General features: G+C 69.5%; 13 protein-coding genes. 4 read left to right on the forward strand and 9 right to left on the reverse strand.

Features of this window, described 5'->3' with window-relative positions:
• Positions 1–31: 31 nt before the first annotated feature.
• From DFR74_RS04380 to DFR74_RS04390, 3 genes are all read right to left on the reverse strand, one after another.
• Positions 32–1,447: a vWA domain-containing protein gene (locus DFR74_RS04380; RefSeq protein ID WP_067508853.1), complete on the reverse strand. Its 1,416-nt coding sequence runs from the start codon at positions 1,445–1,447 to the stop codon at positions 32–34.
• Positions 1,444–2,319 (reverse strand): AAA family ATPase, encoded by an 876-nt coding sequence (locus tag DFR74_RS04385; RefSeq protein WP_067508851.1) that lies wholly within the window; start codon positions 2,317–2,319, stop codon positions 1,444–1,446. Before DFR74_RS04385 ends, DFR74_RS04380 begins: the two co-directional genes overlap by 4 nt.
• Positions 2,320–2,761: 442 nt before the next feature.
• Positions 2,762–4,249 carry a DUF2252 domain-containing protein gene (locus DFR74_RS04390; RefSeq protein ID WP_232331735.1) on the reverse strand — a complete coding sequence of 496 codons (1,488 nt, stop codon included), beginning with the start codon at positions 4,247–4,249 and terminating at the stop codon, positions 2,762–2,764.
• Between the two features lie 300 nt (positions 4,250–4,549).
• Here DFR74_RS04390 and DFR74_RS04395 point away from each other — a divergent pair, with 300 nt between their 5' ends.
• Both DFR74_RS04395 and DFR74_RS04400 read left to right on the forward strand, forming a co-directional pair.
• Positions 4,550–4,858: a hypothetical protein gene (locus DFR74_RS04395; protein WP_147265732.1), complete on the forward strand. Its 309-nt coding sequence runs from the start codon at positions 4,550–4,552 to the stop codon at positions 4,856–4,858.
• A gap of 99 nt (positions 4,859–4,957) precedes the next feature.
• Positions 4,958–5,206: a hypothetical protein gene (locus DFR74_RS04400; protein ID WP_067508847.1), complete on the forward strand. Its 249-nt coding sequence runs from the start codon at positions 4,958–4,960 to the stop codon at positions 5,204–5,206.
• Between the two features lie 57 nt (positions 5,207–5,263).
• Here the strand turns inward: DFR74_RS04400 and DFR74_RS04405 are convergent, their stop codons facing one another.
• From DFR74_RS04405 to DFR74_RS04420, 5 genes are all read right to left on the reverse strand, one after another.
• Positions 5,264–5,860 (reverse strand): nucleotidyl transferase AbiEii/AbiGii toxin family protein, encoded by a 597-nt coding sequence (locus DFR74_RS04405; RefSeq protein WP_067508845.1) that lies wholly within the window; start codon positions 5,858–5,860, stop codon positions 5,264–5,266.
• Positions 5,857–6,063 carry a hypothetical protein gene (locus DFR74_RS35285; RefSeq protein WP_147265733.1) on the reverse strand — a complete coding sequence of 69 codons (207 nt, stop codon included), beginning with the start codon at positions 6,061–6,063 and terminating at the stop codon, positions 5,857–5,859. The genes DFR74_RS04405 and DFR74_RS35285 overlap by 4 nt, the downstream gene beginning before the upstream one ends.
• A gap of 76 nt (positions 6,064–6,139) precedes the next feature.
• Complete coding sequence (gene ilvC / locus DFR74_RS04410) at positions 6,140–7,141, reverse strand: ketol-acid reductoisomerase (RefSeq protein WP_195126343.1); 1,002 nt, start codon at positions 7,139–7,141, stop codon at positions 6,140–6,142.
• Between the two features lie 130 nt (positions 7,142–7,271).
• Positions 7,272–7,775 (reverse strand): acetolactate synthase small subunit, encoded by a 504-nt coding sequence (ilvN, locus tag DFR74_RS04415; protein ID WP_067508841.1) that lies wholly within the window; start codon positions 7,773–7,775, stop codon positions 7,272–7,274.
• Positions 7,772–9,706: an acetolactate synthase large subunit gene (locus DFR74_RS04420; protein ID WP_067508839.1), complete on the reverse strand. Its 1,935-nt coding sequence runs from the start codon at positions 9,704–9,706 to the stop codon at positions 7,772–7,774. Before DFR74_RS04420 ends, ilvN begins: the two co-directional genes overlap by 4 nt.
• Before the next feature lie 429 nt (positions 9,707–10,135).
• On the opposite strand from DFR74_RS04420, the gene DFR74_RS04425 reads away from it, so the two are divergent.
• On the forward strand, positions 10,136–10,648 hold the full coding sequence (locus tag DFR74_RS04425; RefSeq protein WP_232331734.1) for a PH domain-containing protein: 513 nt from the start codon (positions 10,136–10,138) through the stop codon (positions 10,646–10,648).
• Positions 10,649–11,077: 429 nt separating this feature from the next.
• Positions 11,078–12,919 carry a dihydroxy-acid dehydratase gene (ilvD, locus tag DFR74_RS04430; protein ID WP_067508835.1) on the forward strand — a complete coding sequence of 614 codons (1,842 nt, stop codon included), beginning with the start codon at positions 11,078–11,080 and terminating at the stop codon, positions 12,917–12,919.
• Positions 12,920–13,113: 194 nt separating this feature from the next.
• On the opposite strand, the gene DFR74_RS04435 is transcribed toward ilvD, so the two are convergent.
• Complete coding sequence (locus DFR74_RS04435; protein WP_067508833.1) at positions 13,114–13,971, reverse strand: DoxX family protein; 858 nt, start codon at positions 13,969–13,971, stop codon at positions 13,114–13,116.
• Positions 13,972–14,070 lie beyond the last annotated feature (99 nt).

Below are 14,070 nucleotides of genomic sequence, written 5' to 3' on the forward strand. Positions count from 1 at the left end.
CTTCCGTCCGATCGCCGCCGCATAGCCGCCCTTATGCAGGCAGCAAGCGGGTGATTACCGTCGTCAGTTGGTGGATGTTGCGGCATTCGTGCATGGAAACCAGGTCCGCGTAGACCGGGGCCGCCGAGTCGCCCGTGGTCCAGGAGCGGGCGGGTTCGGGGTTGAGCCAGTGGGCGTGGCGGGCTCGGGCGAGCATGGGGGTGAGGTGGGGGAGGCCGGGGTCGGTGCGGTTGGTGCGGGCGTCGCCGAGGATGAGCAGGGAGGTGCGGGGGCCGAGGGCGTCGAGGTGGTGGTCGGCGAAGGTGCGGAAGGCTTCGCCGTAGTTGCTGCTGCCGAAGCGGGAGACGGTGGCCTCGCGGATGATTCGAGCGGAGAGGCCGGGTTCGGGAAGTTCGCCGGGGGTGAAGAAGGCGGTGATCTCGTCGCAGGTGTCGACGAAGCCGAAGCTGCGGACCTTGCTGAACTGGTCTTGCAGGGCTTGGACGAGGTGCAGGGTGAATTCGGCGAATCCGGTGACGGAGCCGGAGAGGTCGGCGAGCACCACCAGGTCGGGGCGGCCGTGTTTGCGGGCGCGCAGCACCGGGTCGACGGGGACGCCGCCGGTCGCCATCGAGCGGCGCAGGGTGCGGCGCATGTCGATCTGCCCGCGCACGGCCTTCTTGCGGCGGGCCGCGAGGCGCGTGGCGAGCTTGCGCGCCAACGGATTCACTAGGCGGCGCATCTCGGCGAGGTCGCGTTCGCGTGCGCCTAGGAAGTCGACGCGGTCGACGGCGGATTCGACGCCGCGGCGGGCGATGTAGTCGGTGCCGCGCAGTTGGGCCGACCGCAGGCGGGCCTCGTTCTGCACGGAGGTGCGGAACGCTTCCACGCGGCGGCGGGCTTCGATCGAATGCACGGCGGTGTCGAGTTCGCCTGCTCCCGCCATGCCCGCGACGACGCGTTCGGTAAGTTCCTCCGGCCGAAGGGCTTTCATCGTCTGGTAGGAGGACCATCCCGCCCCGGAGGCGGTGGTCAGCGGGCGGGAACTCTGGCCGGCCGCTTGGACGCCGCCGTAGCCGCCGAGTTCGGTGAGGGTGGTGCGGGCGAGTTCGGTTAGAGCGCTCTGATCGTCGGCCACCAGCGCCGCGGTGAGGCGTTCACGCAGATCGTCGACGGTTTCGGCGGCGCCGGCGGGGACCGGGAGCTCGGCGGTCAGGAAGTACAGGTCGAAGAGCTGGTCGAACACCGCCCGCTGCCCACCGCGCCGCAGCAAGCACGCGGCCAACCCGGAGCGCAGCCGGGCCGGGTCCGCGGTGCCGAGTGCGAGCATGGCCGCTGCCGCGTCGAGGGTTTCGCTCGGCCCCGCGTTGATGCCGTACTCGCGCAGGAGTCCGACGAAGTCCACGAGACGATCGGTGGGCGTCGGAGGCCGTTCGGACGAGCGCTGCGCCGCGTGCTTACCGCTCATCGCGAATCGTCCTGCCCCAGACCGAGTTTCTCGATCGCGACGCGATGATCGGACTGGTGCTTCAACAACACCCCGAGTGTCGAGCGGACCACCGTTCCGGTCAATGTCCGGGTGCCGAGCGCGACGAGAGTCCTTGCCCAGTCCACGGTTTCGGCCACCGACGGTGATTTGCGCAGCGGCAGGGCCCGCAGTGCGCCCACCGTGCGGACGACGGGTTCGCCGAGTGCGGCGTCGAGTTCGGGGACCTTCGCGCGGACGATCGCGCGTTCGAGATCTGCTGTCGGATAGTCGATGTGGAGGTACAGGCAGCGGCGTTTGAGCGCTTCGGACAGATCGCGGTCGGCGTTGGAGGTGACGACGACGAACGGCTTGCGGACCGCGGTGACGGTGCCGAGTTCGGGGATGCTCACCTGATAGTCGCCGAGCACCTCGAGCAGCATGCCCTCGAGCTCCACCTCGGCCTTGTCGAGTTCGTCGATGAGCAGCACGGTGCGGCCCGTGTTGCGCAGCGCCGCCAGCAGCGGGCGGTCGAGCAGGAACTCCTCGGTGAAGACGTGGTCGCGGGTGCGGTCCCAGTCACGCTCGTCGGTGGCGGTGATGCGCAGCAGCTGTTTGGCGTGGTTCCACTCGTAGAGGGCGCGCGCCTCGTCGATGCCCTCGTAGCACTGCAACCGAATCAGCTCGGCGTCGGCGCAGGTGGCGATCGCCTTGGCCAGCTCGGTCTTGCCGACGCCCGCGGGGCCCTCGATGAGCAGCGGTTTGCCGAGGTGGTCGGCGAGGAACACGGCGGTCGCGATGTCGAGCGAGGGCAGGTAGCCCGCCGCGGTGAGCCGCTCGGTCACCGCGTCCACCGAATCGAAGAACTTACTCATCGGTAGCCAGTGTAGGCAGGGCGGTGGAGAGGGAGCGCAGCACCGGCTGGACTCCACGCGCCCAAGCGCCAACCCGAGCCGGCTACAGGGTGGCCTCCACCAACCGGTGCCCACGGCCGACTGTCCCCGCACGCCCGACGCCGACCCAGCACGCCGGGAGGACACGCGCCCTCGAGCCCACGGCTCAGGCCACCAACACCCGCCCAGCACGCGGGAGGACTCATGCCCCCTCGAGCCCCAGCCTCAGCCACCGGCACCCGAGAGGACACGTGCGCCTCGAGCCCCGGCCTCAGCCACCTGCACCCGCCCCAGCACGCAAGGACACACGCCTCCCGAACCCCCGGCCCAGCCACCAACACCCGCCCCAGCACGCGGGAAGACACGTACCCCTCGAGCCGCAGCCACCAACACCCGCCCAGCACGCGGGAGGGCTCATACCACCTCACACCCCAGCCTCGGCCGCCTGCACCCGCCCCGACTCGATCGCCTCCACCAACGCTGCCCGATCCACCACCGTCTGCTCGGCGTACGCGAGCGCGAACTCCTCCATCGCGCGATCGAACGCTTCCCCGCTCCCCAGATACGCCGCGATCGCCACCCGATCCCCGGACCGCGCGTGCGCCCGCGCCAGCACGCGACCGCACAACTCCGCGTAGCGCGTCAGCGTCCCGGCCGACATGTCCCCCACCTCCGCCGACCCCTTCATATCGCGCAGCTGCCGCCAGTAGAAGAACCGGCCTTCGGGCCCGGTGGCCCAGCCGAGGAAGATGTCGCCGGCGGCCTGCATCACACGCTGACCGTGCACCACCCGATGCCCCTGGTGCCGGAACCGGCTCGGCGCCAGATGTGGTGCCAGCACCGAGGTTTCCGCCTGTTTGACCTGCAAGAACAGCGGCGCGCCGGAATCGCGGTCGGCGAGCAAGGCGATGAAGCAGCGGGTGCCGACGCTGCCGACGCCGACCACTTTGCGGGCGGTCTCCAGGAAGCGATACCGGTCCAGCAGCACGCGCCGCTCCTCCGGCAGGCTGTCGCGGAATTCGGCGAACACGTCCGCGACCGCGCGCTCGTCGAACTCCGCCACCGGCACCAGCAGCGGTGGCCGGTGTTTGATGCGCGGCACACCGTCGGGGCCGGGTTCGGTCAATTTCGTCAGCGCCTGCAAGCTGGTGCGGTTGCGCGCGGCGTCGAGGCGTTTCGCCACGCGATCGCGTTGCCGCGGCTTGCGCACCAGCGCGGCGGCCTCCTCGGCGTCGATGCGCTCGTACCAGACGGTCAGGCTGTCGAGGGCGGCCAGCCGCGCCATCGACTCGCGGTACCCGCACGCGGCGGCCCGCGCGGCGCGTGCGGCCGACTCGTCGTCGAACCCGTTGTCCCTCGCCGCTACGGCGCAACTCGCCACGAGCCGTTTGACGTCCCATTCGAACGGGCCGGGCAGCGTCTCGTCGAAATCGTTGAGGTCGAACACCAGGGCGCGCTCCGGGGAGGCGAACACGCCGAAGTTCGACAGGTGCGCGTCGCCACAGAGTTGCACGCACAGCCCGGTGCCGGGGGAAGCCGCCAGGTCGCCGGCCATGATGGCCGGCGCTCCGCGCAGGAAGGGGAACGGCGCGGCGGCCATCCGGGAGTAACGGATGGGGACCAGGTCCGGCAGACGGGTCGCGGCCTGGCGCTCCAGGATGGTAACTGGATCGGTGCGGTGGGTTCCCGGCCGCCACGAGCCGAGGGAGGATCTGGGTACTTGCTTGCGGATGGCGCGACCTGTTGCGAGGGCCGTGCGGTCGGCGTGGATGACGGTCGGGTTCGCCATCATCCCAGTCTGATCCGGTCGGTGGGCGGGAGCAAGCACCACCGCGCCGCGGCCGGCGCCACGTCGGCGGGAGGACGAGGCGCGCGGAAGAACTAATGTTGCCCTGAATTCGCCACTGCTCACCACCGGATTCGGCGACCCGCACCTACCCGCGCGCGACACCCGATCCCGCTGGGCGACAACGGAAATCGCCGCTTCTCAGGGTGATCCCCTAGGACACCCGAGGGGCCTCCCTTCCACCGTGTCCTCCGAAGGACTGAAATTCTTCTCGAATCCGGTCCGACTTGCTGACCTTTCGCAGCGAGTGCGCAACAGTGGGGTTGTGCGGTCGTCGCGCCGAGTCGGGTCGGGCAGCGCAGGTGACCAGCCACCATTCCGACCTTCCGCCCAGCCCAGGTGGCAGGTCCATCGAAAGGATTCATGATGTCGACGAAGACCTCGGCACAACGCACCGTGGCCCGCATCGCCATGGCGAGCGTCGTCGCCGCGATCCCCTTCACCCTCGCCGCCGCACCCGCCTCGGCCGAACCGGCGTCGCCGTCGGTCACCGAGGTCCGCCACGACAAGTGGGACAAGCACGACCGCGACAAGTGGGACAGGCGCGATTGCGGCCCGTGGGGCTGGCACAACAGCTGGGATCCGTGGAACAAGTGCGATCGCTGGCCCGGCCACAACCCGTGGGGCCCGCCCTTCTGGCGTCCGTTCCCCTCCGGCTCCTTCGGCAGCAGCTAGCCCCAGCACCTTCCCCGCCGACGGCCTCGGGCCGATCGGGCGATGAAACGCGCCCGCGGGTCGGCCCGTGCCCTCCCTCACGGTCACGACAGGACTCACATGACACCCCAGCGTCGCCTGCTCGCCCGCCTCACCGTGGCGGCTGCGCTCGCCGCCGCACCCCTGACCGCGCTGGCCCTCCCGGCCGCGGCGCACGCCGGCCCACCCTGCGCCCACCACGGCACCGCCGCGTGCGACCGCACCTCCGACTACGAACTGCCGAGCATGGCCGATCCCAACAACCCGATCAGCCCCATGAACCCCATGAACCCGGTCAACCCCGCCAACCCCCTCTACCTCTACCCCTGAGCCCGGACACGATGGTGGCCCGCTCCCCGAAAGGGAGCGGGCCGCCTTTGTAAGTACCTATGTGCCAGTCGGTTTCGAGATGAGGGAATCGAGGCTCGCCTCGAGGTCGCGATCGCGATGAAATCCTCGTTCCGTGATCAGGCGGACCGCCGTTCGTGCGCTTCGGACATCGTCATCGGTCGCCACGGCGAGTAATTCACGCAGGTCCGCCAAGTCCTGGGGTCTGGCGGAATCGTCTCGCGACAGTATCTTCAGCGCGATGAGGTGCCCGGTTGTCGCGACCGGGAGCGTGAATTCGGGCACGATTGCCAACTCCTCCGCGGCATCGACGATCTCCGGCTCGATTCCAGAGCTCGCGAAGAGAAGGTCCACAAGAACCGGGACACCGCCGAAGGCTCGACGCAAACGGATCGTTGCGAGTCGGCCGTTGTCGTGCTCGACGGACGCGTACATGACGTATCCCGCGTCGAACATGCTGCGTACCAAGGCTTCCGCGGCGCCGTCATCGGCTACCGCGACGGCCAGGTCGATGTCCTGGGTGAACCGGGGGATCGAACGAGCGGACACCGCGAACCCACCGACGAGCGCCCAGCGATAGCCGAGTCTGTCGATATCGGCGGCCGAACGACGCAGCGCCGCTTCGAGCGGGTTCACGCGAATCTGGTGGACGGACGACCGGTGGCATCGCCGGCAGGCGCGCCCGGACGGGACAGCAGCCAGGCGTGCACCTTGGACTCGATCTCCTCCGTCGATGCGGCCGGAAAGATGCGCCGCATGCGAGTTCGGTACATCTGCACGCCGAACTCCGACATCTGCAGCGCGAGCCGGAGCCGCTGAGCTGGTGTTCCTTCCGTCACTCCTCGAGGTTACCCAACAGACACCGAGGGGCCTGCTCACACGCGGTGAGCAGGCCCCTCGGTCGAACTGCGAAACTCAGGCGGTTTCGGTGATGGGGCGGTCGACCCAGCTCATCAGGCCGCGGAGCTTGGCGCCGGTGACCTCGATGGGGTGCTCGGCGTTCTGCTTGCGCAGAGCCTCGAGCTCCTTGTTGCCGCCCTCGACGTTGGCGACGAGGCGCTTGACGAAGGTGCCGTCCTGGATGTCCTTCAGGATCGCCTTCATGCGCTCCTTGGTGTCGGCGTCGATGACGCGCGGACCGGACAGGTAGCCGCCGAACTCGGCGGTGTCGGACACCGAGTAGTTCATGCGCGCGATGCCGCCCTCGTACATGAGGTCGACGATCAGCTTCAGCTCGTGCAGCACCTCGAAGTAGGCCATCTCCGGCGCGTAGCCGGCCTCGACCATGACCTCGAAACCGGTCTTGACCAGTTCCTCGGTGCCACCGCAGAGCACGGCCTGCTCACCGAACAGGTCGGTCTCGGTCTCTTCCTTGAAGGTGGTCTTGATGACACCCGCGCGGGCGCCACCGATGGCGGCCGCGTAGGACAGCGCCAGCGCCTGGCCCTCGCCCTTGGGGTCCTGATCGACGGCGATGAGCGCCGGAACGCCCTTGCCGTCGACGAACTGACGGCGCACCAGGTGGCCGGGGCCCTTCGGCGCCACCATCGCGACGGTGACGTTGGCGGGCGCCTTGATCAGGCCGAAGTGGATGTTGAGGCCGTGGCCGAAGAACAGCGCGTCGCCGTCCTTCAGGTTGGGCTCGATGTCGTTGGTGAAGATCGAGGCCTGCGCGGTGTCGGGCGCGAGCACCATGATCACGTCGGCCCACTCCGAGACCTCGGCGGGGGTGCCGACGGTCAGGCCGGCCTCCTCGGCCTTCGGCCGCGACTTCGAGCCCTCGGCGAGACCGACGCGCACGTCGACGCCGGAGTCGCGCAGGCTCAGCGAGTGCGCGTGGCCCTGGCTGCCGTAGCCGATGACAGCGACCTTGCGGCCCTGGATGATCGACAGGTCGGCGTCGTCGTCGTAGAACATCTCGACTGCCACAGTGGTTGTCCCTTCTCCTCACGTGTGTGAGGAACTTTGCCCAGCGTTCTCGCATCGTGTGCCCCGCGTGCGCGGGGCACACGAGAACCAGGGGCGACTATGAAAATCTGTCGGTCGGTCAGCGCGTCGCGGTGATGGACTTCGGACCGCGGCCCACCGCCACCACACCGGACTGCACGATCTCGCGGATGCCGTACGGCTCCAGCATGCGCAGCAGCGCGTCGAGCTTGGACCGGGTCCCGGTGGCCTCGACGGTGAGCGCGTCCGGCGAGACGTCGATGACCTTCGCGCGGAACAGGTTGACCGCCTCGATCACCTGGGTCCGCACGCTGGCGTCGGCGCGGACCTTCACCAGGATCAGCTCGCGGGCCACCGAGGCGTCGGCGTCCTGTTCGACGATCTTGATGACGTTCACCAGCTTGTTCAGCTGCTTGGTGACCTGCTCGAGCGGCAGGTCCTCCACGGTGACCACGATGGTCATCCGGGAGATGTCCTTGACCTCGGTGCCGCCGACCGCGAGCGATTCGATATTGAATCCGCGGCGGGAGAACAGGCTGGCGACGCGCGCGAGCACGCCGGGCTTGTCCTCGACCAGGACGCTGAGGGTGTGGGTGCTGCTCATTCTGCTTCGGTCCCCTCGGTCTTGCCGTGCGTCATCGCCTCGTGGATGACGGCGGGCTCGGCGGCCTGCTCGTCCTCGTCGAACAGCGGGCGGATGCCGCGCGCGGCCATGATCTCGTCGTTGCTGGTGCCCGCGGCGACCATCGGCCACACCTGGGCGTCCTTGCCGACGATGAAATCGATCACCACCGGGCGGTCGTTGATCGACTGCGCCTCGCGGATGGCGGCCTCGACCTCCTCCTCCTTCTCCACGCGGATGCCGTGGCAGCCCAGCGCCTCGGCCAGCTTGACGAAGTCGGGGATGCGCAGCGTGTGCGTGCCCAGGTCGGTGTTGGAGTAGCGCTCCTCGTAGAACAGGGTCTGCCACTGGCGGACCATGCCGAGGTTGCCGTTATTGATCAGCGCGACCTTGATCGGCACGCCCTCGACGGCGCAGGTGGCCAGCTCCTGGTTGGTCATCTGGAAGCAGCCGTCACCGTCGACCGCCCACACTTCCTTGTCGGGCGCGCCCATTTTGGCGCCCATGGCGGCCGGGACGGCGTAGCCCATGGTGCCGAGACCGCCGGAGTTCAGCCAGGTGCGCGGCTTCTCGTACTTGATGAACTGGGCGGCCCACATCTGGTGCTGGCCCACGCCCGCGCAGTAGATGGCGTCGGGACCGGCCAGGCGGCCCAGCGCGTCGATGACGTACTCGGGCGAGAGCGACCCGTCCGACGGCGCGGTCCAGCCCAGCGGGTACTGGTCGCGCACACCGGACAGGTAGGTCCACCACTCGGTGAGGTTCAGCAGCGGCCCGTCGCCCACCGCGGGGTCGGACTTCAGCGTCTCGATGAGTTCGGCGATGACCTCGCGGCAGTCGCCGACGATCGGCACGTCGGCGTGGCGGTTCTTGCCGATCTCGGCCGGGTCGATATCGGCGTGGATCACCAAGGCGTCGGGCGCGAACGAGTCCAGCTGGCCGGTGACGCGGTCGTCGAAGCGCGCGCCGAGGGTGATCAGCAGGTCGGAGCGCTGCAGCGCGGCCACCGCGCCGACGGTGCCGTGCATGCCGGGCATGCCCATGTTCAGGGTATGGCTGTCGGGGAACGCGCCGCGCGCCATCAGGGTGGTGACCACCGGGATGCCGGTCAGCTCGGCCAGTTCCAGCAGCTCGGCCGACGCCTCGGCCTTGATCACGCCACCGCCGACATAGAGCACGGGGGCCTTGGACTCCAGGATCATCCTGGCGGCCTCGCGCACCTGCTTGCCGTGCGGCTTGGTGACCGGGCGATAGCCGGGCAGGCGCATCTCCGGCGGCCAGGAGAACGTGGTCTGCGCTTGCAGCACGTCCTTGGGGATGTCGACGAGCACCGCGCCGGGGCGGCCGGAGGCGGCCAGGTAGAACGCCTCGGCGAGGATGCGCGGGATGTCGTGACCGTCGGTGATCAGGAAGTTGTGCTTGGTGATCGGCATGGTGATGCCGGAGATGTCGGCTTCCTGGAACGCGTCGGTGCCGATCAGGCCGCGACCGACCTGGCCGGTGATGGCGACGATCGGAACCGAGTCCATCTGCGCGTCGGCGATCGGGGTCACCAGGTTGGTCGCGCCGGGGCCGGAGGTGGCCATACACACACCGACCTTGCCGGTGGCCTGCGCGTATCCGGTGGCCGCGTGACCCGCGCCCTGCTCGTGACGCACCAGCACGTGGCGCACCTTGGTGGAGTCGAAGAGCGGGTCGTAGACCGGGAGGATCGCGCCGCCCGGAATGCCGAACACGGTGTCGACGCCGAGCTCCTCGAGCGACCGCACGACGGACTGCGCGCCGGTGACCCGCTCGGGCGGGACCTGGCGGCGGTTCGCCGTGGTCGTCGGGGCAGCAGGCGTCGCCTGCTGGTTCGCCGAAGGCGCTGACCTGCGGGCCGAGGGCCCGGGCCGTGCGGTTGGTGCGCTCACCGTCTTCGTTCCTTACTTTTGTCGTTCTCGACTCCGGACAACACTGCTGTGCCTGACACGACCGGTCGGGCGACCCGCCGCGCCGGGCACTGCCCGAACACAAAAAAGCCCTCGATCAGCACAAGGCTGTTCGAGGGTGGCGCGTCGCAACGCGAGCTGACGTATTCGACTCAGGTAGTCAGGCTCAACGCTGGACGCGCCGGCCGATTACGAGCAACTCGTTTCGATTCACGCGCACGACGTTAAGCGGGCGTGAACCGAAGAGTCAAACAGTTGACCCGGTATGTCCCATTATGTGGGACGCCAGTGGTTGCTTGTGTCCGATTACCAGGATGCGAGGATGGTGGTGTGTCATCACCGCATCAGTCCGTGCCACCTACTGAATCGTCCCACACCGCCGCGGCGGGATCGGATACGGGTCGCGGCGACGTGAAGGTCATCCGAGTCACCCGGCTCAACTACCTGGGCGTGGTCGTGCTCGCCCTCGGCGTGTTCATCTTCATCGTCGGCTGGCCCGCCCTGCTCGGCTGGACGGCGATCCTGCCGCTGTTCGCGATCTACTGGATCGAGCGCACCCGCACCGTCGTGTCCGACCGGGGGCTGGATCTGCGCACGGTGACGAGCTCGCGGCACCTGGACTGGGACCGGATCCGCGGCGTGAGCATCCCGCCGCGCGGCTGGGTGCGCGCGCACCTCACCGACGACACCGAGGTGAAGCTGCCCGCGGTCAGCTACGACCAGCTGCGCAAGTTCATCGAGGCGTCGAAGGGACGCATCCCGGACCTGTTCGCGGCGGCCGCCGAGGCCGCGCGCGCCGAACGCGAGGCGCAGAAGCGGGCCGAGTCGGCGGGCGGGTCCGCGGACAGCGATTCGTCGGACAACAGCGGCGCGACCGGTGGCGGCTCGGGCGACAGCGGCTCCGCGAGCGGCGGCTCGGACTAGACACTCGGCGACGACCTTCCGCGGGCACCACGAACGGATCACACCTTCGGTGTTCACGGAATAATCTCCCGACCAAGCGGGTTGCGCCCAGGTACGCGCGGCTGACCTGCCACCAAGTGGGTTCGCCGGCAACCAGCGCAAGGCCAACCCCCAACCAACCGGGTAGCCCAACACGCAACAAGCTCCCCAGCCAAGCGGGACACCCACAGTTCGCGAAGCGGGACCCGGAGCGAACGCGGAAGGACCGCCGATGCGCAGCCCGGAGCGAATGCGGAGGGACCACTCCTCGGCGACATCTCCGGCTACGCGTACTCGATAGCCCGCACGGGCGCTCCGGACGCGCCGAGTCGGGGAGTAACGTAGACAGGCCGCCGAAATCGTTCGGCGCCGTCGCACCACAGCCCCCGCGACCACCCGAGGACCCCCCAAATGCCACCCCTTCGCTCACGCACCACCACCGCCGGACGCAATGCCGCAGGCGCTCGCGCGCTGTGGCGCGCCACCGGCCTCACCGATTCCGATTTCGGCAAGCCGATCGTCGCGATCGCGAACTCCTACACCCAGTTCGTGCCCGGCCACGTGCACCTGAAGGACGTCGGCGAGATCGTGGCCGAAGCGGTCCGGGCCGCGGGCGGCGTGCCCCGCGAGTTCCACACCATCGCCGTGGACGACGGCATCGCCATGGGTCACGGCGGCATGCTCTACTCGCTGCCCTCGCGCGAGATCATCGCCGACTCCGTCGAGTACATGGCCAACGCGCACACCGCCGACGCGCTGGTGTGCATCTCCAACTGCGACAAGATCACCCCCGGCATGCTGAACGCCGCCATGCGGCTCAACATCCCGGCCGTGTTCGTCTCCGGCGGCCCCATGGAAGCGGGCAAGGCGGTGGTGGTCGGCGGTGTCGCGCAGGCGCCCACCGACCTGATCACCGCGATCTCGGCCAGCGCCAATAACGCGGTGTCCGAGGAGGGCCTGAGCGAGGTCGAGCGCAGCGCCTGCCCCACCTGCGGTTCCTGTTCGGGCATGTTCACCGCGAACTCGATGAACTGCCTCACCGAGGCGCTGGGTCTGGCGCTGCCGGGTAACGGCTCCACGCTGGCCACGCACGCCGCGCGCCGTGCCCTGTTCGAGCGGGCGGGCCGGGTGATCGTCGACATCGCCAACCGCTGGTACCGCGACGACGACGCCTCGGTGCTGCCGCGAAACGTGGCCAACGCCAAGGCCTTCCGCAACGCGATGGCCCTGGACGTGGCGATGGGCGGTTCCACCAACACGGTGCTGCACACCCTGGCCGCCGCGCAGGAGGGTGAGATCGACTTCGATCTGCAGACCATCGACGAGATCAGCCGCCGGGTGCCGTGCCTGTCGAAGGTGTCGCCGAACTCGGACTACCACATGGAGGACGTGCACCGCGCCGGCGGCATCCCCGCCATCCTGGGCGAGCTGCGCCGCGCCGGACTGCTCGACCCCGACGTGACCACCGTGCACACCGCGAGCTTCGACGAATGGCTCGACACCTGGGACATCCGATCCGGCAAGGCGTCCGACGAGGCGATCGAGCTGTTCCACGCCGCGCCGGGCGGCGTGCGCACCACGCAGCCGTTCTCCACCGAGAACCGCTGGTCCTCGCTGGACACCGACGCGGCGGGCGGCTGCATCCGCGACAAGGAGCACGCCTACACCGTCGAGGGCGGACTGGTGGTGCTGCGCGGCAATATCGCGCCCGACGGCGCGATCCTGAAGACCGCGGGCATCGACGAGGATCTGTTCTCGTTCCAGGGCCCGGCGGTGGTCGTGGAGTCGCAGGAGGAGGCCGTGTCGGTCATCCTCGGCAAAAAGATCAAGCCCGGCGACGTGGTCGTCGTGCGCTACGAGGGTCCCTCCGGCGGGCCGGGTATGCAGGAGATGTTGCACCCCACCGCGTTCCTGAAGGGCGCGGGCCTGGGCAAGCAGTGCGCGCTCATCACCGACGGCCGCTTCTCCGGCGGCACGTCGGGCCTGTCCATCGGCCACATCTCCCCCGAGGCCGCCAGCGGCGGTGTGATCGGCCTGGTCGAGAACGGTGATCAGATCCGCATCGACGTCGCCACCCGCACGCTCGAGGTGCTGGTCGACGACGCCACGCTGGCCGAGCGCCGCGCCAAGATGGAGGCCCGCGAACGGCCCTGGCAGCCGCTGCACCGCGACCGCCCGGTCACCACGGCCCTGCGCGCCTACGCGGCGCTGGCCACTTCGGCCGACAAGGGCGCTGTCCGCCGCGTCCCCTGATCCGCGAAAACCGAACGGCCCCCGATGTTTCGGGGGCCGTTCGGCATTCTCGGGACGTATCTGCCGTGCGAGCGAGGATCGCCGCTCACATCGCGCCAGTACTGCGGCCCCACGTCGTCAGCGGGGATACGCCCCGGCACAACCCGAGACCGTCTCGCGACGGCTGCCTCGCGCGGTTGTGCCGGGCGCGCTGGTCAGTCGAAGGGCCCGATCCCCGTCAAGGGGTTGCCGCCGTGCAGGTACCAGTAGGTGAGCGCGGCGGCGGCGATCGCCAGCAGCAGGACGGCGAACGACCCCCAGGCGGGGCGGGTGGCCCAGCCGCGGTTGCGGTCCAGGGAGAGCCGGCCGGGGCCGGTGAGGATGAGGACGGCGGCCGCGCCGGCCAGGATGCTGTCGAGTTCCACGCCGGTCGGGGTGCCGCTGTTGTACTGGAAGCCGGGGATCATGCCCTGCTTCCAGGCCCACGCGTTCAGGATCACCGCGAGCACCGAGCCCGCGGCGAGCGGGGTGGCCAGGCCGAGGATCAGCAGGATGCCGCCGCCCACCTCGCCGACGGTGACCAGCACGGTGGACACCGTCGGGTGGTCCCAGCCGCCTTCGGCCATCATGTCGCGGGTGCCGTCCAGGCCGGGGCCGTGGAACCAGCCGGTCAGCTTCTGCAAACCGTGGTAGAGGAAGGTCGCGCCGACCACCACCCGCAGCAGGAGCAGGCCCAGATCCAGTGTGCCGCGCCGGTTCTCGGCCTCGCGCCGCCGCGCCGCCTTGCTCGGCTCGCCCGGCGCGTTGGCGGCGGGCGGGATGCTGGCGTAGGAGTAGGTCGGCGAATCGTCGGCGGGGAAGTCGGCGGCCCCCGGATTCTTGCCCGTGCCCGGCACGTCGGGGTCCAGGCCGAGTTCGTCGTCGGTGCGCGGTAGTTCGCCCGGCGCCGGTTTGGTCAGGTCCGGTTGCGGGAACTGTTCGGTCGGCGAATCGAACGGGCTGGTGACGCCGCGGCCGGTGGTGGTCGCCGAGGGCTGCTCACCCGTCGCGGTGTCGTTCGGCTTGTCGGTCACAGGCGCGCCTCACTGGTTTCCGGCTCCCCCGCGCCGATGGATCGCTCACGCTCGGTCATGGGTGTACACCCTATGTCGCGGCGGGCGTGCGCGGGAGTC

The organism is Nocardia puris, from assembly GCF_003315035.1.
GTDB lineage: Bacteria > Actinomycetota > Actinomycetes > Mycobacteriales > Mycobacteriaceae > Nocardia > Nocardia puris.